Annotated in this window: 20 protein-coding genes; 3 read left to right on the top strand and 17 right to left on the bottom strand. The window is 50.9% G+C overall.

What is annotated here, in order from left to right; genetic code table 11:
• Positions 1-410: 410 nt before the first annotated feature.
• The 3 genes from ABEA66_RS03125 to ABEA66_RS03115 all read right to left on the bottom strand — a co-directional run bounded on the left by ABEA66_RS03125 (position 411) and on the right by ABEA66_RS03115 (position 3,367).
• Positions 411-710 (bottom strand): hypothetical protein, encoded by a 300-nt coding sequence (locus ABEA66_RS03125; protein ID WP_345585962.1) that lies wholly within the window; start codon positions 708-710, stop codon positions 411-413.
• A complete protein-coding gene (locus ABEA66_RS03120; RefSeq protein ID WP_345585960.1) occupies positions 707-1,780 on the bottom strand; it encodes an ABC transporter substrate-binding protein in 1,074 nt (357 codons plus the stop codon). The genes ABEA66_RS03125 and ABEA66_RS03120 overlap by 4 nt, the downstream gene beginning before the upstream one ends.
• Before the next feature lie 162 nt (positions 1,781-1,942).
• A complete protein-coding gene (locus tag ABEA66_RS03115) occupies positions 1,943-3,367 on the bottom strand; it encodes an AraC family transcriptional regulator (protein WP_345585958.1) in 1,425 nt (474 codons plus the stop codon).
• Positions 3,368-3,814: 447 nt separating this feature from the next.
• Here ABEA66_RS03115 and ABEA66_RS03110 point away from each other — a divergent pair, with 447 nt between their 5' ends.
• Positions 3,815-5,809 (top strand): beta-galactosidase, encoded by a 1,995-nt coding sequence (locus tag ABEA66_RS03110; RefSeq protein WP_345585956.1) that lies wholly within the window; start codon positions 3,815-3,817, stop codon positions 5,807-5,809.
• 193 nt (positions 5,810-6,002) lie between these two features.
• Positions 6,003-7,538 carry a leucine-rich repeat domain-containing protein gene (locus tag ABEA66_RS03105; RefSeq protein ID WP_345585954.1) on the top strand — a complete coding sequence of 512 codons (1,536 nt, stop codon included), beginning with the start codon at positions 6,003-6,005 and terminating at the stop codon, positions 7,536-7,538.
• A 135-nt stretch (positions 7,539-7,673) separates the two neighbouring features.
• Here ABEA66_RS03105 and ABEA66_RS03100 read toward each other — a convergent pair whose 3' ends face one another.
• The gene (locus ABEA66_RS03100) at positions 7,674-8,411 is read right to left on the bottom strand and encodes an SDR family oxidoreductase (protein WP_377740272.1); all 738 of its coding nucleotides are present in this window, start codon (positions 8,409-8,411) and stop codon (positions 7,674-7,676) included.
• Between the two features lie 188 nt (positions 8,412-8,599).
• Here ABEA66_RS03100 and ABEA66_RS03095 point away from each other — a divergent pair, with 188 nt between their 5' ends.
• A complete protein-coding gene (locus tag ABEA66_RS03095) occupies positions 8,600-9,526 on the top strand; it encodes an AraC family transcriptional regulator (RefSeq protein WP_079912710.1) in 927 nt (308 codons plus the stop codon).
• A gap of 228 nt (positions 9,527-9,754) precedes the next feature.
• Here ABEA66_RS03095 and ABEA66_RS03090 read toward each other — a convergent pair whose 3' ends face one another.
• The 13 genes from ABEA66_RS03090 to ABEA66_RS03030 form a co-directional block, all read right to left on the bottom strand.
• A complete protein-coding gene (locus tag ABEA66_RS03090; protein WP_345585949.1) occupies positions 9,755-10,390 on the bottom strand; it encodes a hypothetical protein in 636 nt (211 codons plus the stop codon).
• Between the two features lie 412 nt (positions 10,391-10,802).
• Positions 10,803-11,786, bottom strand: coding sequence for a hypothetical protein (locus ABEA66_RS03085; RefSeq protein WP_345585947.1), 984 nt, complete (start codon positions 11,784-11,786; stop codon positions 10,803-10,805).
• A 249-nt stretch (positions 11,787-12,035) separates the two neighbouring features.
• The gene (gene pflA, locus ABEA66_RS03080; protein WP_345585945.1) at positions 12,036-12,824 is read right to left on the bottom strand and encodes a pyruvate formate-lyase-activating protein; all 789 of its coding nucleotides are present in this window, start codon (positions 12,822-12,824) and stop codon (positions 12,036-12,038) included.
• A gap of 202 nt (positions 12,825-13,026) precedes the next feature.
• Positions 13,027-15,303: a formate C-acetyltransferase gene (pflB, locus tag ABEA66_RS03075; protein WP_345585943.1), complete on the bottom strand. Its 2,277-nt coding sequence runs from the start codon at positions 15,301-15,303 to the stop codon at positions 13,027-13,029.
• 58 nt (positions 15,304-15,361) lie between these two features.
• Positions 15,362-17,977 carry a bifunctional acetaldehyde-CoA/alcohol dehydrogenase gene (adhE, locus tag ABEA66_RS03070; RefSeq protein WP_345585941.1) on the bottom strand — a complete coding sequence of 872 codons (2,616 nt, stop codon included), beginning with the start codon at positions 17,975-17,977 and terminating at the stop codon, positions 15,362-15,364.
• Positions 17,978-17,999: 22 nt separating this feature from the next.
• Entirely contained in the window at positions 18,000-18,545 is a 546-nt protein-coding gene (locus ABEA66_RS03065) for a hemerythrin domain-containing protein (protein WP_345585939.1), read from the bottom strand.
• 40 nt (positions 18,546-18,585) lie between these two features.
• Positions 18,586-19,131 (bottom strand): DoxX family protein, encoded by a 546-nt coding sequence (locus ABEA66_RS03060; RefSeq protein WP_377740275.1) that lies wholly within the window; start codon positions 19,129-19,131, stop codon positions 18,586-18,588.
• Positions 19,132-19,518: 387 nt separating this feature from the next.
• A complete protein-coding gene (locus ABEA66_RS03055) occupies positions 19,519-20,307 on the bottom strand; it encodes a formate/nitrite transporter family protein (protein ID WP_345585937.1) in 789 nt (262 codons plus the stop codon).
• Positions 20,308-20,326: 19 nt separating this feature from the next.
• On the bottom strand, positions 20,327-20,845 hold the full coding sequence (locus ABEA66_RS03050; RefSeq protein WP_345585935.1) for a hemerythrin domain-containing protein: 519 nt from the start codon (positions 20,843-20,845) through the stop codon (positions 20,327-20,329).
• A gap of 258 nt (positions 20,846-21,103) precedes the next feature.
• Positions 21,104-21,763, bottom strand: a complete 660-nt coding sequence (locus ABEA66_RS03045; RefSeq protein WP_079912721.1) for a nitroreductase family protein — start codon at positions 21,761-21,763, stop codon at positions 21,104-21,106.
• 274 nt (positions 21,764-22,037) lie between these two features.
• A complete protein-coding gene (locus tag ABEA66_RS03040) occupies positions 22,038-22,487 on the bottom strand; it encodes an RrF2 family transcriptional regulator (protein ID WP_079912722.1) in 450 nt (149 codons plus the stop codon).
• 232 nt (positions 22,488-22,719) lie between these two features.
• Complete coding sequence (locus ABEA66_RS03035; RefSeq protein WP_345585929.1) at positions 22,720-24,132, bottom strand: sensor histidine kinase; 1,413 nt, start codon at positions 24,130-24,132, stop codon at positions 22,720-22,722.
• On the bottom strand, positions 24,133-24,846 hold the full coding sequence (locus ABEA66_RS03030) for a response regulator transcription factor (RefSeq protein WP_345585927.1): 714 nt from the start codon (positions 24,844-24,846) through the stop codon (positions 24,133-24,135).
• Between the last annotated feature and the right edge of the window lie 6 nt (positions 24,847-24,852).

Genomic DNA, 24,852 nt, shown 5'->3' with positions numbered 1-24,852 from the left:
GCAATCTGGCGGCTCCAGCTGCTATTCCTTGATGAAACCGCTTTATCTTTAAAAGAACGATGGAATGCAATACAAGGGCATGACTCCCGTATTACAACTCCAGAACTAGGAAATATTCGATGTTCATGAGACTAAAGCCACTTTTTTTCATCATTGTTTTCTATATTAAACTGCTTGAGAATTCTCGGTTCATTATACAGCAATGCATAGGGCACTGCAATCGACAAAAGCGTCTCCTCTTCTATCATACAACGAATCTATCAGGATAAAAATCTTTTATGCATTTCTCTTTCTATCTTGGGATACCACCCCATTACAATCCATAGTCCGAATTTAACTTTATAACCAAACGGCAAAAAAGCGCCCGGAAATATCGTTCCGAAACGCTTCTATATGTCATGGCAACGAGCTTATTTTTTCTTCTCCGCCTCAATCGCTTTATTGGCCGTTTCTTCCGCCTTGCGCAGGGCTGAGTTCAAATCGGCAGCATCGGTAGCGACCTCGGCGATGGCTGCTTCCAGGGGCTTTTGGGCCAGCGGCTCCAGCGGACTGCGCGGTGAGCTTGCGGCCGGTGTCAGGAAATAAGTCGATTGGAAGTGAATGTTTTTCCCCTTCAAATCCTCCCCCATAGCCTTGCGAATTTGTTCGTTTTTCAACGAGGTCATTTCGCCGCGCTTGGATACAATCATTTGGAATTCATCCGATGTCAAATATTTGAGACCTCCATAGCTGCGTCCTGCTGCTTGGAAATAGAGGCGATATTCCAGAAGGTCGGGTACGATTGCGGTCCCGTTCGCGGGGCATCCTTGAACACCGGGGAGGATACCATCCCCCAGTTCATTTGATCGAGCTCGTTCGTATTGGCTGAATACAGGTCGGATAAGTAGACGAACATCGCCAGGTTCTTTTCTTTATAGAATTCGTTCTTATAAGGCATTTTGTTCGAGTTGGAGGCAACGTATTTTTTATAGTCCGGCATATCGCCTTCGGCCTTATAAATCCCCTGATAGATTCGTTTCCAACGCTCGTCTTGAGCCAGAGACTTCTCGGTCTTCGGATCTACCGCACCGACAGAAAGCTGGTTAAGGCGGATATAATGCAGCGGGGATACGACTAAGCCCAAATACGTCTTACCGTTATCCGTCCTTGTTAATCTCTTGGCTATTTCCAGCGTTTCTTCCCAGGTCATCCCGTCCTTCGGGTAAGCTTCCCCGAAACGATCGAATATGTCCTTATTATAATAGGTCACCATCGTCATATCGTTGACAGGCAGTCCATAGATTCCGCCTTTGGCCAGCTGGCGCATAACATCGATGGGGCCCTGATCAAACCGGCTCAAGTCGATATTGTGCTGTTTGATTTTATCCGTAATGTCCATGGCCAGCCCGGGATTGATCAGTCCGTCAAAGATGTTGCCGGAGCTTTCGTAAATGATATCGATAGGCGTTCCCGCCGTGATCAGGTCTGTTATCAGGCTGCCGGTGCCCTTCTTGATATATTTGAACGTGTAGTTAGGGAATTTCGCTTTCAAATACTTCCCGTAGTTCGCTTCAAAGGACTCTTCGCTCAGCGCACCGCTGGACGTAATCGTCAAATCGGCTTTCTCCGGCGCCAGCGATGGGGTCTTCGCCTCCTTATTGCCGCCGTCCGTGCCGCCGTTTCCTGTCGGACTTCCGGTTGTCCCGCCTCCTCCGCAGGCAGAAACCATCAAGGATAGCATCGCCAGCCATAGAATAGATAAGGTCGTTCTTCTTCTCGCTCTATCCTTCCCCGCGTTCATATGAACCCCTCCTGATCTTGTTCTTGAAGCTCCATCAGAACCTTCAACATCAGAATAAGAGAGAGGAGGATTACGGTCTATCAGCTTATCTATACTTGATGGTGCAAGCTGATCTGGTGATTATTTCATGAGGCCTATGATCATGCGAGGAGTTCAGCCTGACTATTCGAACACAGGCTCACTGGTTCGTTCCGCAAGATAGCCCATCTCTTCGAACAGCGGCTTTCTCCCGTATTTCATTCGGAATTCGCCTGGTGTCATCCCTTGCCCTTTGCGGAAGGAACGAATGAAATTCTGAGAGTTTTTATACTGCAGCTTATACGCGATTTCCTTGACCGGCAGACCGGTTTCAATCAGCCATTTCCGGGCCATCTCATGCCGCTGTTTAGCCAAATATTCGCTGAACGTAATGTTCATTTCTTTATTAAACAAGCCGCTTAAATAATTGGGATTGTAATGCAGCCTGGCAGCTACGGTTTCAAGCGACAGATCGGTATCGTATTCCTCGCGAATCATGGTTACGATCTGATCGAGCAGATTTTTTTTGTAGGATTTCATGTTTCCCTCTAGTGTAGTCAGACATGGGTCCATCAGGACTTGCTTAAACCAACATTCTATCTCCGCTTCGGATTGAAGCTTTATGACTTGCTGAATCAAGGATGTCCGGCTGTTCTGCCAGACGTCATACAAAATCCCCCATTGCCGCATATGCTCCATAAAAGCAAACAGCAAACGGACCATCGACAGCTCCAGCATTTGCGGGCTGCCTGCATTGCGAACCATTTCCTTAACAACCTGATGAAGCAGGTTATCCGCTCTTTCGATCTCGCAATGCTTAACGGCTTCCAGCCACTCTTGCTCCAATTCATGTGGGAGCGGGTAACCGCCCGCGGATTCCGCCAAAGTATGCTCATAGTAATAAACCGGTTGGGAATGTGTCCATATCCGGTATTTAAATGCTTCCAGACTTTCTTGGTAAGCTGCCGGGATATACATCCGGTCGACAAAGACCGAGCTGACCCCGACGCTGATAGTAAGTGATAAATACTCGGATACCGCCGTCCGGACCCTGTCGACCCAGGTGTCTAACATGGCCCTGAATGCCGCATGATCCTGATCCCGGCCCGCGGCCAAGAGCACGATCTTCTCTTCGATGGAGACCGGCGTCAGACGAGAGGATGAAGGAATCAGCTCCTCTATCACATTACGGATAGCGAATAAGAGCAGCTCCCTATCATTCTCTGAAAAACGGGTATGCTCCAGCGACTCGATACGATACGTCATTACAGCCAGCGGATTCTGCCGGTCAGGAGCACCGCCGATGGCGGCAAGACGGGTTTGCAGCTCCGGCTGCGTGTAGCCCCCAAGAAACAGCTGCTTCAAAAAATACCGGTTCAGCTGCGCTGCCTGGTCGTCCAATTGCTGCTCCAGCCGTTGTTTCATGTCCGTCAAATACCGCAGCTGCTCCGCCATTACGGTATCGGGTTTGCCTTCCTCTTGCTTCCGTGCGCAGGGCACCTTCTCATTCATGCGCTTCTGCATAAAAAGAAGTCCCATCATCATCGATGCCAAGCAGCCTGAGATCAATATGCTTGATCTCCAGAATGAATCTTTCCCTGTCAACAATTCCGCGATAGCCAATGTTGTGCTGCAAATAAAACAAAGACTAAGGCATTTGTAAAAGAGCCTGCTTGCATGAAGCAAAGAATCAACCTCCTCGGGAAACAGCTGCTTTCTTCATACCGTTTAGCTTCATTCTAGCCCAATTCGGATGTCATACCATCAGCCGGATTTAACTTATTCTCGCCATACCTGCAATTCATCAAAGCGGCATATCGCATGTAACGGAAGAAATGACGGAATAACCCCTGCTAAACCTCTGATTTTCAAGAAAGTGCAAACAAATCAATAATGTGTAAGGAAATTGGGAGCGGTTATCAAGAATCTGCAATTGAAGGGCCGCCCGTATTCTTATAAGATGAATAAAATCGTGTAATGCGAGTTATTTATTGAGGGCTGGAGAGATGAAAAAAAATGGAAAAACGATTGTACCATGGAGCCGCTTTTTATCCGGAATTGTGGAGTTCCGACGTAATCGCCCAGGATATTCTACTTATGAAGGAAGCAGGTATTAATGTAGCACGGATCGGGGAGTTCGCCTGGTCCCGAATGGAGCCTGAGGAGGATAACATCGATATCAGCTTCTTCGTCGATGTAATCAATCAGCTGCACGCCAACGGCATTCAAACTGTCATGTGCACCCCGACTCCGACGCCGCCGATTTGGTTCACCCACGGGCATCCGGAGCGGATGTATGTCGATGAGAACGGCACGGTGATGGGCCATGGCTCCAGACAGCATGCTTGCACCAACAACGCTTATTTCAGAAAAAGAGCGGCCATCATCACGGAGCATATCGCCAAAGCGATTGGCCCGCTACCGGGAGTCATCGGCTGGCAGATCGATAACGAGTTCAAGGCTCATGTAGCCGAATGTATGTGTGAAACCTGCAAAGACTTGTGGCATCAATGGCTCCAGGACCGTTATGGCACGGTCGAGAGGCTGAATGAGGCTTGGGGTACGGACATTTGGAGCGAATATTATCACCGCTTCGATCAGGTGCCGCAGCCCGGAGCCGCGCCTTTTCTGCACAATTCTTCCTTAAGAACGATGTATCAGCTGTTCTCCTACGAAAAAATCGCTGAGTTTTCGGACGAGCAGGCGGCCATTATCCGCAACTATTCGAAAGCGCCTATCACTCATAACAGCAGTGTAGCCTTTCATGTAGATAACGAGCGTCTGTTTAAAAATCTGGATTTTGCCTCGTTCGATACGTATGCAAATTTCGATAATATGCCCGGGTATTTGATCAACTGCGATCTGTTCCGCAACTTCAAGCAGGGCAAAGATTTCTGGATTATGGAAACGAGCACCTCGTTCAGCGCTTCTCTGGAAAGCTATGCCAAGCCCCATCCGAACGGCTACTTGCGTTCTGAAGCGGTGGCCGCTTATGCGCTTGGCGCGGAGGCCTTCTGCTACTGGCTGTGGCGCCAGCAGCGGGCAGGCTGCGAGCAGCCTCACGGCTCGGTCATTAGCGCCTGGGGCAAGCCGACGGTAGGCTACCAGAGCGTATTGGAGGTGGAGCAGGCCCGCAAGCGGATTGAGCCTGTCATAGTTGCATCGCGCCCTACCCAAGCCGAGGTTGCAATCACGTATTCAGACCGTTCCAAAGCGTTCCTCAAGACGGAGCCTCACCGCAAGCTGAACCATCGCGGTTTGGTGACTTCGTTCTACGAGCGTTTCGTTGACATGGGAATCCACCGTGATCTGACCCCGGAAGGAGCCGACCTCGACGGCTACAAGCTGCTCTTCACTCCGTTCCTCCATTATGTCTCGTCGGACTACAGGGAACGTGCCAAGGCGCTTGTGGAGCGCGGCGGCATCTGGGTTATCGGACCGCTGACAGGAGGTAGAACCGAAAACCACACGGTACATACCGATGCTGCGCTGAGCCTGGAGCTGGAGCAATTGGCAGGAGTGGAGACACTGTTTACGTATCCGATGGAAGGCACCACGACGCTCGGCAGCGCCTTCGGCGTGTCCGCACCGCTGAGCATGTGGAGCTCGGTATTCGAACCGAAGGGCGCTAGCGCCGTAGGCCTTCTGGAGCAAGGGCTGACACCGGGCAAAGCCTTTATTACCGAGCACCGCTGCGGCAAAGGCAGAATCGTTATGCTCGGCTCCATGCCGACAGGGGAGGAAGGCGACCTTCTGCTGCGCAAGCTTATCGATCACTATGCGGCAGAAGCCGGCGTCACGCTGAGAACCGATGTGACCCCTGGCACCATTGTGGCTCCGAGACATACGGACACTCACGATCTGTGGGTCGTTGTCAATATGAATGGTGATGGAGGAACGGTTACTATTCCTGTACAAGCTACAGATGCGTTGACACAGGAAATCATCCAGCCGGGTACGCTGGAACTGGGAGCTTTCGAATATCGGATTGTACAATTTTCCCGGCAATAATTTTACATGACATGCAAAAGCTGGTTCACACCTAGGGTGAGCCAGCTTTATTTGTTCCCAATAATAGAACTTAACTCTAGTGATACAGTAGATACCGTACCGGGTATTGCCGATTTCAGGATGCTAGACTCTGCGGGGATTTGGTATACTTATCCAATAACCTACCCTTCGCGACCGGAAAGGAGCACTCCTCATGAAACCTAATATAGGCGACATCTATTGCGTCTATGTCGATAAGCTTCAGCAATATGCCGCATGTCAGGTCACCGGGCTTCAAGAAAGCTCATCCAGCCGTTCCCATGGGCTTATATCCATAGTAGAGCTTGATTGGACCGGGGAAAGCCTGCCGAGCGAAACCGAGCTTCAAGCGATGCGGCCGCTTCGCTGCAATTATTTGTTTTGGGACAACCGTCTGGATCATAGCTATGTAGATGCCAACGTACCGAAAAATTACCTTTTCGCAGGAACTATTCCTCCATTGATTACGGAAGAAACGAACAGCTACAGCGGTTGGTCTACGGGTGGAAGCGTTTATCGGCAGCGCCAATGGGAGCAAATCCCGGAACTGCTTCGAGAGCAATTTAAAGCTGCGTCCCGGGATGATACCATAGTGGAGTTGGAAGGTCATCAAGTCCGGCGTTCCACCAGCAGAATCCATGAATCCATTCTTGATAACTTGACGGACATGAGCGAGCTTAGCAAGCTCCCTTGTCTGACCCAAATTCAAGCCAGCCGCCTTTATGATGGGCTGCTCCCTTATTTAAGACATCATCCTTTTGTTATAGAGCTCCAATTGGGAGAACATGGCTGTACCTCTCTCGATTTGCGTGATACGCACCTGCAGCGGCTATCCGTCTACGCAGGAGGACTCGAAAGATTGGTTCTAAACCCGGAGCTGTCCACACTATCTCTATGGGGACCGATATCGCCCAAACTGCAGATCATAGCCGAGGACCAAGGAAGATGGATTCATGCTTCATTCACTTCTAAGCCTCCGCTTCATTGCGGACTGGATCGATTGAAGGGGTTGCATCTTACGGGTATTACCGAATTGGACCTGCTTCCTGTCATTCAAAGCTATCCCATGCTTCAGGAGCTCCGTCTATGGGGCAAGCCAGGGGTCATAGCCAATATAGGCAGCATAGCCGCTCTGCCCAAGCTGAAAACCTTCAGCACCTCCGACCTGTTCGGATTTACGCCGGAGGAGTTTCCTCATCCGGAGCAGCTTCCTCAATTGACATGGCTCTGGATGTCGAGCTTACCTGCAGATGCAGCCAAGTCCATAAAAGCCCGCTTCAAAAAAGAGGTCGCTAACGGATTGGATCTCTCCATTACGAAGCCGCGCAAACCGGAGTGGCTGGCTGAGAATTTGGATAACCCGTTTCGGGATTGGGACGGCCGCGAACATATCACATCGGCGATTGCCAAAAAAGCAGCCGCTTTGTACAAAAAGACATCGGCCGAGATTCATGCTTTGATCCGCCGGGCTCTTGATGAATCCGAGGCTTCGGAAGTACAAGCCCAATTGAATGCCATCGTCCGACAATATGCGGAGGCCTTTAATCGAATGGACCGCCGTCAGGGCTTTATCGAAACCGTAGAAAGGGAAGAAATATACGCAGTATTATCAGAGCTGTTGAATTCGGCAGCCGGCAGGCTGGCAATGGCCGGGGTGAGTGTTGATATGGAGGAGCTTTATGCCGCCTTCGACGCGGTTAGAGATTATTAGACCTGGCGGCGATAACGGGATGTGATGGTTCGCATTGCTAGTATAGTATCCCATAGGTCTCGGTCCCAATAGACGCACCAAAAAATACGGGAGCAAGCCGTTTGGCAAGCTCCCGTTGTTTGCTTTTTCATAGATTTAATTGAACCCGCCGTTTGAACGAATCGTCTGTCCTGTAATCCAGCGAGCCTTGTCGCTGACAAGCAGTTCGACCGCGTTGGCAATGTCCTCGGGCTCTCCAAGCCGTCCGAACGCATTCATTCGGCGGTACGAATCAACCAGCTCCGGCGATTTGCCGTTCAAGAACAACTCGGTTGCTACTTGCCCGGGCGCAATGCAATTGATGACGATATCTTTGGGGCCGAATTCCTTGGCCAATTGACGGGTCAACTGTTCAACCGCACCTTTCGTTGCAGCGTAGACGCTGTACTCTGGAAGCATAGCGCCAGCTACAGAGGTCGAGAAGTTGATGATCGTGCCGCCCTTTGCCATATGCTTCATGGCTTGCTGGCAAGCAAAATAAGTGCCTTTTACGTTGACCGCAAAATTTTGATCAAACATTTCCTCCGTCACATCGGAGATAGGCATACGTTCCATGATGCCGGCATTATTGACCAATATGTCCAATCGTCCAAATCGCTCGATCGTTTCCAAGAAGAGGCTTTCCACTTCTTTCACTTTACTTACATCGGCACGGATCGCGGCCGCTTCACCGCCGGATTGCTCAATCGTCTTTACAACCTCATTCGCTTTTTCTTGATTCGAGGTATAATTGACAACCACCTTCGCTCCGGATCGTGCCAATTGGATGGCGACCTGACGCCCGATACCCCGTGATGCCCCAGTGACGATAGCTACTTTTCCATTCAAATTCATTTTCATTCTCTCCTTTATTTTTTCATTGCGGCCGTTCGGTTTTACGCCGTGTTCGACCTTGTAAGCTTATTATAGGGAATATTTGTTTTCCCCCGTTAGAACATCCCTATTCAATCCTTGCCTATTTCTCTTTTATCCCGTTATGATGTAAATAAACATAAATCCCTTTTGGAAAGGAACTTACAACCATGGATGAATCCCTGCGCAAGGAGCTGGCCTTGCAGCAATTGGCGCTCTTGATCCGCCGTCATGCTCCGTCTAGCGGCATACATCGGACGTCTGTGCCTTCTTTGTCGCTGATGCATGCCACACAGTTGTCAGAACCGCTGGAATCCATATATAAGCCATCCATATGCGTCGTGGCGCAAGGGGCGAAGACAGCCTCATTAGCCGATGAGACTTACCGGTATGATCCATCGACATATCTGGTCACTTCCGTCGAGCTGCCGATTATCGGGAGAATTATCGAAGCTTCGCCCGAGGTCCCGTATCTGAGCTTGAAGCTGAGCTTCGACGCCGACGTCATTCTGGATATCGTGAAAGAGACGAACCAACCCGCCAACGTCCCTGCTGAAGCCTCGCGCGGCATCACCGTGAATCAAACATCAACTGCATTACTCGATGCCATCTTGCGGCTCATGCAGCTGCTAAACGATCCCGAGGACGTCCCGATTCTGGCGCCGCTCATCATCCGGGAAATTGTGTACCGGGTGCTTCAAGGCGAACAAGGCGACCTTCTCCGCCAATTCGCGATTATCGGCAGCCATTCTCACAGTATTGCTCAAGCGATTCAGTTGATTAACCGGGAATACGATCGCCCGCTCTTGGTCGAGCAGCTTGCAAAATCCGTAAATATGAGCACGTCGGCGTTTCATAAGCATTTCAAGCTCGTCACGGCGATGAGTCCGCTGCAATACCAGAAAACGGTCCGTTTGCAGGAAGCCCGGCGCCTCATGCTGACGGAAACCTTGCAGGCTTCCGATGCAGCCTTCCGCGTAGGCTACGAGAGCCCGTCCCAGTTCAGCCGGGAGTATGCTCGTATGTACGGACGTCCGCCGATGCTGGATGTTCAGGAGCTTCGCGGTTCCATTACAAGGTCTAATATGTTGGGCTGAAAAATTTGAGTGGCGGGAAGTCAAGGGTGGTAATAACAATCCTGACGATTCCCAACAAAAAGAGGTAGGTACTAAATTAGAGGTGGGATATTACAGTCTTACGTTCTTGATGAAAACTACTACTGGTGAGTCAGCTTCCTTAATGCCCTCGAGCATTAAGGAAGTGTCATTTTATATTTGTGGCTTTCTTGCTGATATTGCCGGGCAGCTTAATTGCTTATCCGGTTTTTATATAAATCCCAATGATTCCAACTCCCGATAAACTTCCTCTGCAGCACATTCAGGGTTCAGCCTTTGTATCATCTCGACAGTAACGGGGATACCCTCATAAATTTGTTCAACAACCTCTATGGGCAGCTCCAGTTCAAAATAATCTTCCGCAAATTGTACGAAATCTTCCGGTGTCTGGTAAATCGTTCCTAACAAAAATGAAGAGCCATCATCTGCTCCATTCGGCAGCTTAACATTCCCTTTCTGCCAGGTTGGATCACTATTTTTACGCCATATACAAAAAGTCACATCTTCTTTTTCAATTCCTTCATGCTCTAATAGAGAGAGTAATTCGTTCGGAACGTTATCATAGATGCCCGGCCATACCTTATGTTCATCTTGCGCATAGGGACTTAGCTGGGATTCATGGTCAAACCCCTTTATGATACAGCCATCGGAGGAAAACAGCATGATAAGGTGGTCCCCTGCCCCATTACGTATTTTGGCCATAGAAACTCCTTCATCCCATTCCTGAACAAAGCTATGATAACGAAGCCATTCCGTCTCACAAAGAATCGTATTTAAAGCTGCTTGAACGGCCATTAGCTTTTTTAAGCTTGCCGGTTCTGGTAATTGTTCTAACTCATTCAACATCTTTATCCCGCCTTTGACTATAGTAGCGCGACATGACCGTTGATGTTATGCCGGCAGCCGCGTCGCATGTTAAATAGGAGTAATAACCCTTACTTCAATATAAAACTTTGTAAACTAACAAAAAAGATAAATAAAGATACAATGATGGTTGTATAACCCCAAGTTCTTTTTCCGTTGCTTATAACTTCGGATAATCCCGAAGCCAATAACGACAACGCTAGAAATAACATTAAATAGGGTATCAGTTCAAGCTTTTTGTCATCAAAATATAGGAGGAAATACCAATTATAATGAACTGAAAAATATTATTTATTATTTTCAGCAACACTTTGTACCTCCTAAAACCATATAGAACAATATAGATAATACCATATGCTGGTATTTTCTCGCTAATCCTCGTTTAGCTTAAGGATCAGGGTTGTATCCACATCTCACCGCTCCAACTGTGAATTCGGTACCACCGATTGCCTTGCGGATCGTCCCATTGCTCGAAAGCCTTTACCTTTTGCGGGCTAATAAGTCCAAAGGCGGGAAATGGCATGGTTGGAAACAGATGCTGTTCCGTATTTTTTGTCAGCTCTAAGGTTTCATCTATTTTCTTTACACCTACGGGCTGTGCAAATTGCGGGTTTACCCAAAAGATGCTGCCGTTTTGGCCGCGCACATGGTATACTCCGTTGTCGGTCTTTTCCATGGCAAATACTTTTTGCGCTGGAATAAATCTGGCATCGGATGGCCGCTGCAGCCGGTTCCCCGTATCATACTCATCCATATATAAGGTTTCGGTAGGCAGATCAAGCTCCGAATTCAGCACTTCGACACGGAGATAATGAGGATTAGCTACAATCCACTGGTCTCCTAGCCAAGAAGTTTCGATGCGGTAGGATGAAGAATACATAGCGAATGGGGATTCAAATACCGCATTCGCATGCACGGTTTGCGGAGATAATACAGCCTCGGTCATTGCGGATCTGGTCGGCTCGGAGTAGAGCCGCGCATCCCATAACAAAGCGAGATAGGTATCCACAGGCTTCAATATACCAACCTTTTCCTTGTCAAGATGGATCCATAGATCGCCCAGCCATGTGGTCTTGATCTTAATCCACACCTTCCCTTGCGGATCCGCCTCAAGATAAGAAGGGTCTATGTCCTCTTCAACTGTGCTCACATCTTGTGGAGTAAGCGCCGCCCAAGGCTCAACCGATTCATCCGGCTCCGGATACAGATACGTATTTTCCAACAATGAAATCACCGGCGGCAATACCGATCGACCCTGCTTTTGATAAGCCAAGGAATTAGGGGGTGCTGCACCCTCAAGCTCGGCAGTGCAGCTGAATAGCAGCCCAAACGATACTATAACCGCCATAATCCCTTTCCCAGAACTTACTCTACCCATGCATATAAAGCCTCCCTTGGTTTAAAGCTGCTACAAGTTAGACGCTACAATTGAAACTAGGTTTTTACGCATTTTAAAATTTACCAAAAATTAATCAAATCGTTCCGACAGCATAAAAAGAAAACGAGGCGCTGGTCAACAGCGAGCCTCGTCCTTGTTTAGTTCAAATTTTTCGTTGGGAAATTCATCAAGATAATAAGGCCGCCGATGTCCGGCAGCCCCGTATTGGTATTATTAGGTACAGATCTCTTAGGCCGAACCTGCGGATTGAGCCATCCCCAACCCGATCAGCTGCCTGGCCCGCTCCACCTCCCTCTCGGTCGGTTCCGCTACCCCTTCGAGCGGGTATGGCTTATTCAACTGCTGCCATTTATATACCCCCATCCGGTGATAAGGCAGCAGCTCCAGCTTCTCGACGTTGGTCAGTTCTCCGATGAAAGCGCCGAGCTTCATCAGATCGTCTCCGCCATCCGTTATGCCAGGTACGAGTACATGGCGTATCCAGACTGGCTTGCCCTGCTCGGATAACAGCCTGGCAAAGCGCAGCATCCGTTCGTTGGGTTGGCTCGTCAGCGTCGTGTGCTTCACCGGGTCAATGTGCTTTAAATCGAGCAGCACCAAATCGGTCACATCCAGCAGCTCCCGGACATGATCAGGCTCACAGAAGCCGGAGGAATCGAGGGCTGTATGCAGGCCCCATCGCCGTTTGATTTCGGTGAACAAGGCGGTAACGAACGGAGCTTGCAAGGTCGGCTCCCCTCCGGTGACCGTGATTCCCCCTCCAGAGCGCCGATAGTATTCCAGATAGGTCTCGAGCTCGCTCAGGATATCGTCTACCTGGACGTTGCGCCCTTTGCCGGAGTCCCATGTATCCGGGTTATGGCAGTATTGGCACTGCAGCGCGCAGCCCTGCATGAACAGCACGAAGCGTATGCCCGGGCCGTCGACGGTTCCGAACGTTTCAATGGAATGAATGCGTCCGGTATGCACGTGGACGGTTCCGGTAGGATCAAGATGGGTGTGAAGGCTGCCGTTCATACGATAAGCTCCTTTCCTTGAACGCTTTAGAATCGTGGTGAATTACGATGACTCCACATGCGGAAACGTCTTCTGTGGTCGCTGCTACCCCAGATTTCCAGACAGTAATCCATGAATAAGCTGAAATACGGGGACGAGAGCGAACGAACACCCACGCTTCAGCAGTCTGTATCCGTTTGCTTCGTCCTCCTGTTCACCGGTCTTAAATCGATCCGTGAAACGTCCGGTGGATGACGTCGAGCTGCTGCTCCCGTGTCAGTTTGACGAAGTTGACTGCGTAACCGGAGACGCGGATGGTCAGCTGCGGATAATTCTCCGGATGCTCCATGGCATCAAGCAGATGCTCCCGGTCGAATACATTGACGTTCAGGTGATGTCCGCCGGTTGCAGAGTAACCGTCCAGCATGCTGACCAGGTTGTTCACCCTCGCCTCCTGCTCTTTGCCGAGCGCCTTCGGTATGATCGAGAACGTATTCGAGATGCCGTCGAGGCAGCTCTCATAAGGAATCTTGGCTACCGAAGCAAGCGACGCCAGAGCGCCTTTGCGGTCACGGCCGTGCATCGGATTGGCTCCCGGAGCGAACGGTTCGCCCGCTTTGCGGCCATCCGGCGTGCTGCCGGTTTTCTTCCCGTAGACGACGTTCGAGGTGATGGTCAACACGGACATCGTCGTCATCGCATTGCGGTAGGTCTTATGCTTGCGCAGCTTCGCAAGGAATGCTTCCGTCAGCTCTACGGCGATGCGGTCGACCCGTTCGTCGTTGTTGCCGTACTGCGGATAGTCGCCTTCGATTTCGAAATCGACCGCTATGCCCTGCTCGTTGCGAATCGGCCGGACTGTCGCGTATTTCAGCGCGCTCAAGCTGTCGGCTACGACAGACAGACCGGCGATACCGCATGCCATGGTACGCAAAATGTCTCTATCGTGAAGCGCCATCTCCAGCCGCTCGTAGCAGTACTTATCATGCATGTAGTGAATCACATTTAGCGTGTTGATATAGAGCTTGGCCAGCCATTCCAGCACCATATCGTACTTCGGCATAACCTCATCGTACGTGAGCGTTTCGCTCCGAATCGGCGCAATAGCCGGACCTACCTGGATGCCCAGCTTCTCGTCCACTCCGCCATTGATCGCATAGAGCAGCGCTTTGGCAAGGTTGGCTCGCGCGCCGAAGAACTGCATCTGCTTGCCGATTCGCATCGCCGATACGCAGCAGGCAATGCCGTAATCGTCGCCGAACTGCGGCAGCATGAGATCGTCGTTCTCATATTGAATCGAGCTTGTCTCTATGGACACCTTGGCGCAGTAGGCCTTGAACGCCTCCGGCAGTCGGGTCGACCACAGCACCGTCAAGTTTGGCTCCGGCGCAGGCCCGAGGTTATACAGCGTATGCAGGATGCGGAACGAGCTGCGGGTGACACGTGTCGTTCCGTCCAGCGCCATGCCGCCGACAGACTCTGTCACCCAGGTCGGATCGCCGCTGAACAGCTCGTTATAGTCCGGTGTACGCAGGAACTTCACGATTCGAAGCTTCATGACAAAGTGGTCCATCAGCTCCTGCGCCGCTTCTTCCGTCAGCCTGCCTTCCCTCAGGTCACGCTCGATATAGATGTCAAGGAAGCTGGATACGCGGCCGAGACTCATCGCGGCCCCGTTCTGCTCCTTGATCGCTCCAAGGTAAGCGAAGTACAGCCACTGCACCGCTTCTTTGGCCGTTACGGCCGGGCGGGAAATGTCGCAGCCGTAGGAGGCGGCCATCCGCTTCAGCTCGCCCAGCGCCGCGATTTGCTCGGATAGCTCCTCCCGGACACGGATGACCTCTTCGGTCATTGCGTCGACCTCGAGCTGCCGCAGCTCCTCTTGCTTCGCTTCAATCAGCCGATCGACGCCATACAATGCGACTCGGCGGTAATCTCCGATGATTCGGCCGCGTCCATAGGCATCCGGAAGGCCGGTAATGATGCCCGCCTTCCGCGCCGTGCGCATCTCGGTCGTATAAGCGTCAAATACGCCCTGGTTATGCGTCTTGCGGATTTCGGTGAACAGCCGGACGATATCTGGTGGCAGCTGAAATCCGTAGGCTTCGCAGGCATCAACCACCATCCGGATGCCGCCGAACGGCTGCACGGAGCGCTTGAATGGCGCGTCCGTCTGCAGTCCGACGATCTGTTCCTTCTCTTTATCAATATACCCCGGCGCATGGGACGTAATGGTCGATACCGTGTTAACGTCCACATCCAATACGCCTCCGCCCGCTATTTCCTGCTTCATCAGCTCGCGGATCCGCTGCCATAGCGAGACGGTCGCCTCAGTCGGACCAGCAAGAAAGGATTCGTCTCCGCTATAAGGAGTCAGATTCCGGTCGATAAAATCCTTCACATCGATATGCGTCCGCCATTTGCCGGGACGAAACCCTTCATAATACGCTTCCCATGATTGCTGCTTCTGCTGCTGCAAATCCGTTTCTTTCATTACCATGACAGGCACCTCCAAAGTAGGGTCAACTTATAGATCGAATGGAATAAGGACGGGCTTCTTATTCAAATTTCCCGTAAAACGCCTTGCGGTACAGCTCCGCCAGCTCGGTGACGAGCGGCATCCGCGGGTTCGCGGTCGTGCATTGATCCTCGAAGGCGCGATCGGCCAGCTCGTCGGCCTTGGCCTCAAATACTTGCGGATCGATGCCGAGCTCCGAGAAGGAGGCCGGGATGCCGAGCGCCTTATTGAGCTTGCGGATCGCCTCGATCAAGCTGTTCACACCCTCTTCCGTCGTACGGGCAGGCAAACCCAGGATGCGGGCAATTTCGGCGTAGCGCTGATCGGCTACAAAGTGACCGTATTTGGGAAACGATGCGTATTTCGTCGGCTTCTGCGCGTTATAACGGATAACATGAGGCATTAGAATCGCATTCGTCCTCCCGTGCGCCGTGTGGAACTCTCCGCCCCATTTGTGGGCCAGACTGTGGTTAATGCCCAGGAAGGCATTGGCAAAGGCCATCCCCGCAATCGTCGAAGCATTGTGCATCTTTTCCCTGGCCAGCGGGTCTGCCGTAGCGAACGAAGGCTCCAGGTATTGGAACACGAGCTGGATCGCTTTGATAGCAAGGCCGTCGGTATAATCGTTAGCCATGACGGACACGTAAGCTTCAATCGCATGGGTGAGCACATCCATGCCTGTATCGGCTACCGCTGTTTTCGGCAGGCTGTATACATAGTCCGGGTCGATAATCGCTACATCCGGCGTCAGCTCATAATCGGCCAGCGGGTATTTGGTATGGCCTGCCCGCTTGTCGGTAATGACCGCGAAGGAGGTCACCTCCGAGCCCGTACCCGAGGTCGTCGGAATAGCGACGAACTTCGCTTTGCGGCCGAGACGCGGATATTTGTATACCCGCTTGCGGATATCCAGGAACTTCTGCTTCAGCGACTCGAAGCTCGTATCCGGATATTCATAGAACAGCCACATTGCCTTCGCCGCATCCATCGGGGAACCGCCGCCAAGGGCAATGACGCAATCCGGCTGGAACGATTCCATCAGCCTTGTGCCGCGTTCAACCGTATCGACGGACGGGTCGGGCTCCACATTGGCAAAAATCTCAATGGAGACGGGTGATTTCCGCTTGCGCAAATAATATTCGACACGCTCGACGTATCCGAGCTTCACCATCATGGGGTCAGTCACAATCAGGATGCGCGAGATATCCGGCATTTTCTCCAAGTACTGCGTTGCGCCCTTCTCGAAATAAACCTTCGGCGGGATTTTGAACCACTGCATATTGACCGTACGGTGCACCACCCGCTTGATGTTGAGCAGATTGACCGCTGTGACGTTCGCCGTCGTCGAATTGCGGCCGTAGGAGCCGCAGCCGAGCGTAAGGGACGGCAGGTTCGTGTTGTAAATATCTCCAATCGCGCCGTGCGTCGAAGGCGCATTGACAATGATGCGTCCGGTTTGCAGCGCTGCGGAGAATTCCGCAATCACCGACTCGTCGTTGGAATGAATGACGGAGGAGTGCCCCATACCGCCGTAGGCGATCACTTCAGCGGCCCGGGCGATGCCCTGAGCGGCGTTCTTCACCTTGTAGCATGCCAGAACCGGGCTCAGCTTCTCGGCGGATAGCGGGTAGGCCTCGCCGACGCCTGCGAGCTCCGCAACAAGCACCTTCGTATCCGCCGGTACCGTGATGCCTGCCATACCGGCGATTTTCACAGCGGACTGGCCGACGATGACGGCATTGACCGCGCATTTCTCCGGGTTGATAACCAGCTTCGAAACCGCCTCTGTCTCTTCTTTGTTCAAGAAATAGCTGCCCATATCGCTCATTAACTGCTTCGTCTGAGAATAGATAGCTTCTTCGATGATGACGGCTTGTTCGGACGCGCAGATCATACCGTTGTCGAACGTTTTAGACAAAATCAAGTCGGTCACGGCCTGCTTCAAATTGGCCGTCTTCTCGATAAAGCACGGCACGTTGCCCGGTCCGACGCCAAGCGCCGGTTTGCCCGTGCTGTATGCCGCCTTGACCATCGAAGCTCCGCCTGTAGCCAGCACCAGCGCTACATCGGGATGGTTCATCAAGAGATTCGTCGCCTCCACAGACGGATGCTCTATCCACTGGATGCAGCCTTCGGGTGCGCCTGCTTTAACAGCCGCTTCCATCACGGTCCGCGCTGCGGCCTCGCTGCTGCGCTGAGCTGACGGGTGGAAGGCGAAGATGATCGGATTGCGGGTCTTCATGGCAATCAGCGCCTTAAACATGGTGGTTGACGTCGGATTCGTTACAGGCGTGACACCGGCGATGATCCCTACCGGCTCGGCCACCTTCTGGTATTGTTCATAAGGATTGTCTTCGATGACGCCAACGGTCTTGTCGTATTTGATGCTGTGGTAAATGTACTCGGTAGCGAACAGGTTTTTCGTAATTTTATCCTCATAGACGCCTCGGCCCGTTTCTTCAACCGCTTGCTTGGCGAGTGACATATGCTTATCCAGACCGGCCAGCGCCATCTGCTGCACCACCGCGTCCACCTGCTCCTGGTTCAGCTGAAGCATGGCCTGCAATGCCTTCCTGGCTTTTTGGACTAGTCCGTTTACTTCCTCTTGTGCAGATACCGCGCTTTCGGGTGCTGCCTGCTTTTCTCTGATTGCCATAGTTCCGCCTCCATTCCCGTATTTAAGAAAACAAATAATCCATATCCGTCAAAATTTGTTCCGTCATCGGGAACACAATCTGCTCCTCCTGACGCAGATGCTCTTGAAGCATGCGGCAAGCATGAATCAAATAAGCAGTCGCTTGGCTGGGCAGCATAGCCTCAGGGTTGTTCTCGATCACATGAACGGCTTTCAAGAAGGCATTCAGATTGTCGGATGCCAGTTCATGGTCCTTCTCCAGCATCCACAGCGAAGGCACGATAGAGGGTACATGCTTGCGGTGAAAGTAGTCGTTCAGGAACGGATACAGCTCATGCTCTTCCCACTCCGAATGACGCTTCAGTTCTTCCGAGAAGGCTTGCACTCTAAGCCGCAGCTGAAGCAGGAGGGGAAGCGGCCGTTCATGGTCAGCCTCCCGTTCAACCTGCCTTGCCTGAGCATAGAGCTCATTCAATCCGTGCAATAAATCGTCATGCTCCCGCTTCAATCGGTCCAGCGCCTCGGACAGTTCCGTTTCATGTGCGGTGCCCAAATCGGCTTGCGTCTCATTAGACATTTTCATGTTCATGATCATGACCTCCCAGAATTGCTTCCTGTTGTGATTTAGATTAAACATGCAGCGCCTTAGGCTTGCCGCCGGTGGTGGTAGGACCTTTATATCCCCCATGCTTCAGCTTTTGAGTCGCTTTGCGGATCAGAGGCAGCAGATAGTAGTCGACTCCGAATCTGCCGGCATTGGTTTCAGCAATAAACACCAGGCCGCCGAGCAGGATCAGCCAAGGGTTCGTGCTTACGGTACCCGCGAACAAGAACATGAAGTTCATCAGCATACCGAAGAATGCAGCCGCTGTCGTCAGCGCACCGAGAATTAAACCGAGACCTACCAAGAATTCACCGATTGGTATGATGATGTTAAACCATGCAGCGTGCGGCAGTGCAAAATGCTCCAAAAACGCTGTAAAGGTCGGATAAACCAGCTCATTGGTCGCCTTATCGACGATCGGCTTCGTGACAGCCCCCTTCATAAACCCGGTAGCGTCAAACCCGCCGGTCAACTTGTGCCAACCCGCCGTCATCCACTGCCATCCGAGATACACCCTAAGAATAAGGAAGATACCGGCCGCATAAACGTTTTCCCTTACCCATTTCAACATGATAATCCTCTCCTATGTTTTAATATGAAAATAGTTGAAGAACTGGATAGTGATTATTTTCACAAACTTATTTAAAAAAATCCTTTCCCACTGGAGATCGATGGAATCCGATGGAGGTTCTCTTCATAGCGGTTCTCTCCCTTTCTACTTTGTTTTTTCATCCAGGAAAGATGTGAAGCCTAATGCTTTGACGCTTCTATGGTTGCGGGCTTCTTTGTCCTCCCCATGGCTATAATTTACCAAATCGTTGGTGGTTTGTATGTGAAAAAAATCACATCTATTACTTTTTTTATCTGCAGAATCACACGTGTTAATTACGTTCTTCCGAATGAAGCGATTTGCCTTGCAGGTGCCGGTCAAGGAACGAGCAAGTCAGGTATCGGCTGGCTACCCTTCTCCTTTTTCTTGCAGCTTCCGCTTATATGCCACATGATAAATTCCTGCCACAAACAAGCAGCCTCCTACCGCATTCCCAATAAAAACAGGAACAAAATTAGCCGCAAACTCCCGCCAGGTCGCCTCCCCCGCAAAGATGGCCGCAGGAATGAGAAACATATTAGCGACCACATGCTGGAAGCCAAGCGCTACAAACGCCATGACCGGAAACCAGACGCCAGCAACCAAGCCTGCACCGTCATCCGAGCCGTAAGCGATCCAGACAGCCAGGGAGACAAGCCAATTGCAGCCGATCCCCGAGATCATCGCGGTCAGGAAGGGTTCCTCCAGCTTCGCATGCGTTAATCCAGTCATGTAGGCCAAATACGGCCCATGCTCCATCATCCCGGCGAGGTGGCCAAACACATAGGCAACGAAGATCGCGCCAGCGAAGTTACTCAGCGTAATGACCAGCCAGTTGGCAGCCACTCGCCGGAAAGAAGCTTTTCCCGCCATGCAGGCGAAGGGCAGGGCCATCATGTTGCCTGTCAGCAGCTCCCCGCCGGCTACCAGACACAATATCAGACCTAACGGAAAAACGGCGGCCCCGAGAAAGCTCCGGAAGCCCTCCCATTCTGGAGGAAGGCCCGCGCTTACGCGGATCGCAAGAAGAAAACCAAGTGAGATGAATGCGCCGGCGGCGAACCCGAGCGGAAGCTGGGCAGACAGAGGAAGATTCGCTTTCTTCACGCCGGCCTGCACAGTGCGCAGCGCGATTTGATCCGGTTGGGCGAAGCCCATAGAAATCCCTCCCTGCCGCCTAATAGCCGAACCTGTTCGAACGGTCTTCCAGCGCCTCGATGATCTCCTCTTCCTTGCGAAAATGATGCTTTAATATCGAGCTGGCCTGCAGCAAATAAGCCGCTATATCCTGTGCCTCCGGGCGGCGCACGGCATGATGGACTCTGTCAACGGCTTTGAAGAAGGCTCTGATGCATTGCTCGGCCAGCTCATGCTCCTGTTCCATCAGCGGAAATTGATCCAGCTCCTCTCCGAAATACCAGGCAATCATCGGAAACATCTTCTTCTCCTCCCATTGGCTGTGGGCCTCCAGCTCTTGCTGAAACGCTTCAGCCTTTGCCCTCAATTCACGGAGCGTGCCGGTCCAATCGGCGACTTGTTCCTCCCCGCCTATCTTCTTGGCTGCAGCGCAGAGTTCGCTTAAGCCTTCCTCGAGCATGGCGTGCTCTTCTCTCAAGCGCTGAACCGCTTCGTTAAATTCGTACAGCGGATGCCCGATCGTCGTAAAGCTCTTGCTCATATTGTCCTGCTGTCTCATAGGTACCCCTCCGTTTGGCTTAAGCCTTATAATGTCTTATGTAGCTCCAAGTTTAACGGAATGTAAGTGAATTGTATGTGAAAACAATCACAATACAAGGCAGTTTCTTATATTGCTTCGTGAAAAGGTTTATTTTCGTGTTCCTGATTCTGACTTATTTTCTAGGTAAACAGATAGATGTAAGCATTTTTATAGAATAGGAAAAAAAGACCTTCGAGGTCCCGTACATGATCGTACCGGTTCGAAGGTCGTTACTCATTAGTTTGCGGGCATTTCGTTAAAGAAGGTAATCTCCTCAATCGGCAAGCGTGTCGTCGGATGGCCTGGTTTTGCGGCTTTGCCGAGCGCTATCAGCATGATCGGAAGGTACCGGTCACTGATGTTGAAGGCTTCCTTAAGTTTGGCCGCGTCGTAGCCGCCCATTGGAACCGTATCGTAGCCATGAGCGCGTGCAACCAGCATCAGCTGCTGGGAAACAATACCGCCGTCAGTGTAAATGATTTTATTCAAAATCTCTTTCGGAAGCGCGCCGTACATGCTCACGGTTCTTTCCGCGAAGGATTTGGCCGTATCTTCCGGCATAAAGCCGCGTTTTACTGCTTCACCGTAAATTTCGTCGGCTTTTTTATAGCCTTCCGTATCCCCCAATACAGCGATTACCGCTGCCGCTTCAGTAACCTGAGACTGGTTAAAAGCGATCGGAAGCAGCTTCTCCTTCAGCTCTTCCGTTTCGATAACGAGGAAACGCCAAGGCTGAACATTGGAGGAGGAAGGTGCAAGCGTTGCTTCCTTCAGCAGCTCCTTAATTTGCTCGTGGGACAAACGGACCGATTTGTCATAGTGACGTACAGAACGGCGTTCGCGAATAACATCTGTGAATAGCGGGGAATTGGTCCCGGTTTGAGTTGAAGTTGACATATGAAATCCTCCTTAAATTAACTGCTGTTTATGATGTAGCACAGCTTCAAACGCTAGCTAATGCTTATCAGCGATTGACAGCTGCAGCAAAAAAACAATGACCTGAGCAGCTGGAAGAATGAGTGCATAAATTCATATCAGGAAACTGTGTGGAATAAAGCACAGTATATCCCAAAAAAATATGCATCATGCTTCAGCATTAAACTGTTGATTATATTGCACAGTATAGACTCTGTGCTGGCCGTTGTCAACTGTCTTATTGCCTAGGCTCATGTTAAGTTTTTGTTTCCAATTGATTGGCAATATCCGCTATCGTGTACTTGCTCAAAACTCCGCGCATGCTTTCATCCATTTCATTAGTGATTTCCTCAAGCACGGATTTCATGCTGCAGCCAAAAGGATGCGTGCCCGCTGTTTCAGTAATACCAAAGCATAGCTTGCTGCCTGTACGAAATACATCATAGATATCTACCAAACGAATGGACTCCGGTGGTTTCTGTAAGTGATAACCGCCGGCGCGACCTTCCCTGGTTCCGATAAACCCTTCCTTGGCAAGAACGGCAAGAATACGGCGCAGCAAAGAAGGCTCAGATTGAAGGTATTTGGCAAGCTCGATGCTCGGACAAGCTGTATTAACGTTCTCCTTAGACATAATGATAAGTGCTTGAACAGCGAGGCCGAACCATTTCGGGTGCTGCGACGTAGTACAATATTCCGGCTTCACCTTAGGCTCCCCCCTCATATCTCATATTATTTATAGCTATGAATCATTGTACCGAATTCCCGGACATCCCGCAATTACCAATCCTTAAACCTGCGTCATCTAAGCAATCCCTTAAAGAGAAGCTTGGCAAAAATAGCATGGGATCGTTACCAAATGGCTGACCAACGTTTGGCTGCCGGTTGGCGCCGGCAGCCGCGTCGTAGGTTGAACCCGTTTCTTGCTGCTTCCAATCTTACAGCGGATCCGCTTGTGCCCCATGAACAGAGTGTACAGGAAATTCCATCAATACGGTTAAACCTCTTTGGTCCGCTTCACTTTCAAGAATAAGACGGCCTGAATGTGCTTGCACAATCCTTGCCGCCATGGGAAGTCCCAGACCATGGCCTTGTTGAACAGATCTCTTTCTTTTTAACGAATAGGGCAACTCCGTAATAACCGCCAACTGCTCCTGGGGAATTCCCGCTCCATTATCCTTTACGATAAAGCGATACTTGGAGCCGTCCCTGGACAAAGAGGTTTCCAGCTTGATCCGGCAGCCCTGCGGATTATGCCGCACACTATTATGGACAAGATTGCTGATGGCCCGCAGCAGTAATCTTTCATCCCCATGGACTTGAACCGCTTCGTCCGCCAGCAGTAATTCAATTTCATATCGTTCTTCCAAGCCATTATTCAAAAAATCTGCGACAACTTGTCTTGCCAGCACAGATAAGCGGATGTTTTTTAAATGCAAAGGCTGCATTTCATACTCAAGCATAGAGACCAGGTTCAGGTCGCTTACAAGCGAGCGCAGCTTCTCCCCCTGACGCCGGATGATCCCGGCATGATGCCTCTGCTCCTCCGGCAAATCCCGATTATCCTCCATTTCACTTGCATAGCCTAGAACCATCGAGAGCGGGGTCCGGATATCATGGGAAATACCGGCGATCCAGTTGGAGCGCGCCTCATCCCGTGCCTTCAACGCCGCTGTTTTTTTCTGAACAATATCTGACGCGGAATTCATACTGCGGGCCAGATCACCAAATATCCCTTTGGTATCCAAGCGGACCTCTTGTTCCTCAGCAAGACGATGAACCCCTGCAACAAGGGGGCGAATCCTTCTTATTAGAAGTGTTCCCATAACGATAGATACAAGCAAAGCCACCGCTGCATTAAGAAGGAGCAGCCACACAATCCGAATAGGCAGTGACCTTACCCAGTCGGAAACAAAATTCAATTGATACTTTCCATAGCTGCTCTTAGGATAACCGACCACAACAAGACCATCCTTATGCTCCCAAAGGTAAACGGGATAATCCATAAGATAATACCGTGAGAACTTGGCTACATCGACCAGGTTGTAGGCTTGCGGTACATCATCGGGCAAATAAGCATTCCATTTCATTCGGCCATCATTACCGAGCAGCATGGCCCACGCCTTATGGCGCTGAAGAATATCGGCAGCATGCTCACCCAAGGTATAGCTGCCATCCTGCAGCTCCAAGCTTTCGGCCACTTCTTTAACTACGTCCTCTGGAGCCGGCCGCTGGCTAATTTCCCTGAAGATCAACACGCTTAGCAATATGAAATTGAAGATGAGGAGGAATATCGAGAGGATGATGGTCGAAGCGACATAGCGGCGCAGCACGCGTATAATACTGTCCACTTAGGTGTTCTCCTTCGCCAACAGCTTATATCCCAGTCCTCTGACAGTAAGCAGATAGATGGGATTGGATGGATCCTTCTCGATTTTTTCGCGTAACCGCCTGATATGAACCATCAATGTATTTTCGTAGCCGTAGCTGTCATCTCCCCAGACGGCTTGACATAAGGCATCACTCGTGACGATTCGGTTCCGGCTCTCATACAGCTTCAGAAGAATGGCATGCTCCTTGGCTGTCAATGGCAGTTCTTCCTGATCTATCTGCACGATCGCACTATCCATATGAATGACCCTTTCTCCTAATCGAAAGCTGCAAAGATACTCCGTCACAGGGGAGGAATAAACCCGCTTCAAAATCGCCATCAAACGCAGCACCAGCTCGCGCGGCAGGAACGGTTTCACCATGTAGTCATCCGCCCCTAAACCTAGTCCAAGCAAACGATCCTCATCCTCCCCCCGCGCGGAAAGAAAAAGGACGGGCATTTCCGAGAACTGTCTAATGGAGGACAAAAGGGAAAATCCATCTCCATCCGGCAGCATGACATCAAGAATCGCTATATCCGGCTTGTCCGTTTGGCAGCTCGCCAGAGCCGATGCGCTGTCAGCGGCCAGATAAATGCGAAAAAAGCCCTCTTTTCTTAAAAACCGTTCCATCATCATTCTGATTTCCGGTTCATCGTCAACGATTAAAATTTTCTTGTCTTTGACATTCTCCATTCTCCG

Origin of the sequence: Paenibacillus vulneris, from assembly GCF_039543185.1 — a bacterium.
In the GTDB taxonomy this organism is placed as follows: Bacteria; Bacillota; Bacilli; order Paenibacillales; family NBRC-103111; genus Paenibacillus_S; species Paenibacillus_S vulneris.
This window is presented reverse-complemented; position numbering and strand designations above follow the sequence as displayed.

Excerpts from the sequence above, each read along its gene's own strand:
- ABEA66_RS03100 (WP_377740272.1), bottom strand. The coding sequence starts at position 8,411 with ATGAATTTGAATGGAAAAGTAGCTATCGTCACTGGGGCATCACGGGGT.
- ABEA66_RS03120 (WP_345585960.1), bottom strand. The coding sequence starts at position 1,780 with ATGAACGCGGGGAAGGATAGAGCGAGAAGAAGAACGACCTTATCTATT.
- ABEA66_RS03050 (WP_345585935.1), bottom strand. The coding sequence starts at position 20,845 with ATGAGACAGCAGGACAATATGAGCAAGAGCTTTACGACGATCGGGCAT.
- ABEA66_RS03055 (WP_345585937.1), bottom strand. The coding sequence starts at position 20,307 with ATGGGCTTCGCCCAACCGGATCAAATCGCGCTGCGCACTGTGCAGGCC.
- ABEA66_RS03045 (WP_079912721.1), bottom strand. The coding sequence starts at position 21,763 with ATGTCAACTTCAACTCAAACCGGGACCAATTCCCCGCTATTCACAGAT.
- ABEA66_RS03030 (WP_345585927.1), bottom strand. The coding sequence starts at position 24,846 with ATGGAGAATGTCAAAGACAAGAAAATTTTAATCGTTGACGATGAACCG.
- ABEA66_RS03110 (WP_345585956.1), top strand. The coding sequence starts at position 3,815 with ATGGAAAAACGATTGTACCATGGAGCCGCTTTTTATCCGGAATTGTGG.
- ABEA66_RS03090 (WP_345585949.1), bottom strand. The coding sequence starts at position 10,390 with ATGTTGAATGAGTTAGAACAATTACCAGAACCGGCAAGCTTAAAAAAG.
- pflA (WP_345585945.1), bottom strand. The coding sequence starts at position 12,824 with ATGAACGGCAGCCTTCACACCCATCTTGATCCTACCGGAACCGTCCAC.
- ABEA66_RS03065 (WP_345585939.1), bottom strand. The coding sequence starts at position 18,545 with ATGAACATGAAAATGTCTAATGAGACGCAAGCCGATTTGGGCACCGCA.
- adhE (WP_345585941.1), bottom strand. The coding sequence starts at position 17,977 with ATGGCAATCAGAGAAAAGCAGGCAGCACCCGAAAGCGCGGTATCTGCA.
- ABEA66_RS03085 (WP_345585947.1), bottom strand. The coding sequence starts at position 11,786 with ATGGGTAGAGTAAGTTCTGGGAAAGGGATTATGGCGGTTATAGTATCG.
- ABEA66_RS03060 (WP_377740275.1), bottom strand. The coding sequence starts at position 19,131 with ATGTTGAAATGGGTAAGGGAAAACGTTTATGCGGCCGGTATCTTCCTT.
- pflB (WP_345585943.1), bottom strand. The coding sequence starts at position 15,303 with ATGGTAATGAAAGAAACGGATTTGCAGCAGCAGAAGCAGCAATCATGG.
- ABEA66_RS03105 (WP_345585954.1), top strand. The coding sequence starts at position 6,003 with ATGAAACCTAATATAGGCGACATCTATTGCGTCTATGTCGATAAGCTT.
- ABEA66_RS03095 (WP_079912710.1), top strand. The coding sequence starts at position 8,600 with ATGGATGAATCCCTGCGCAAGGAGCTGGCCTTGCAGCAATTGGCGCTC.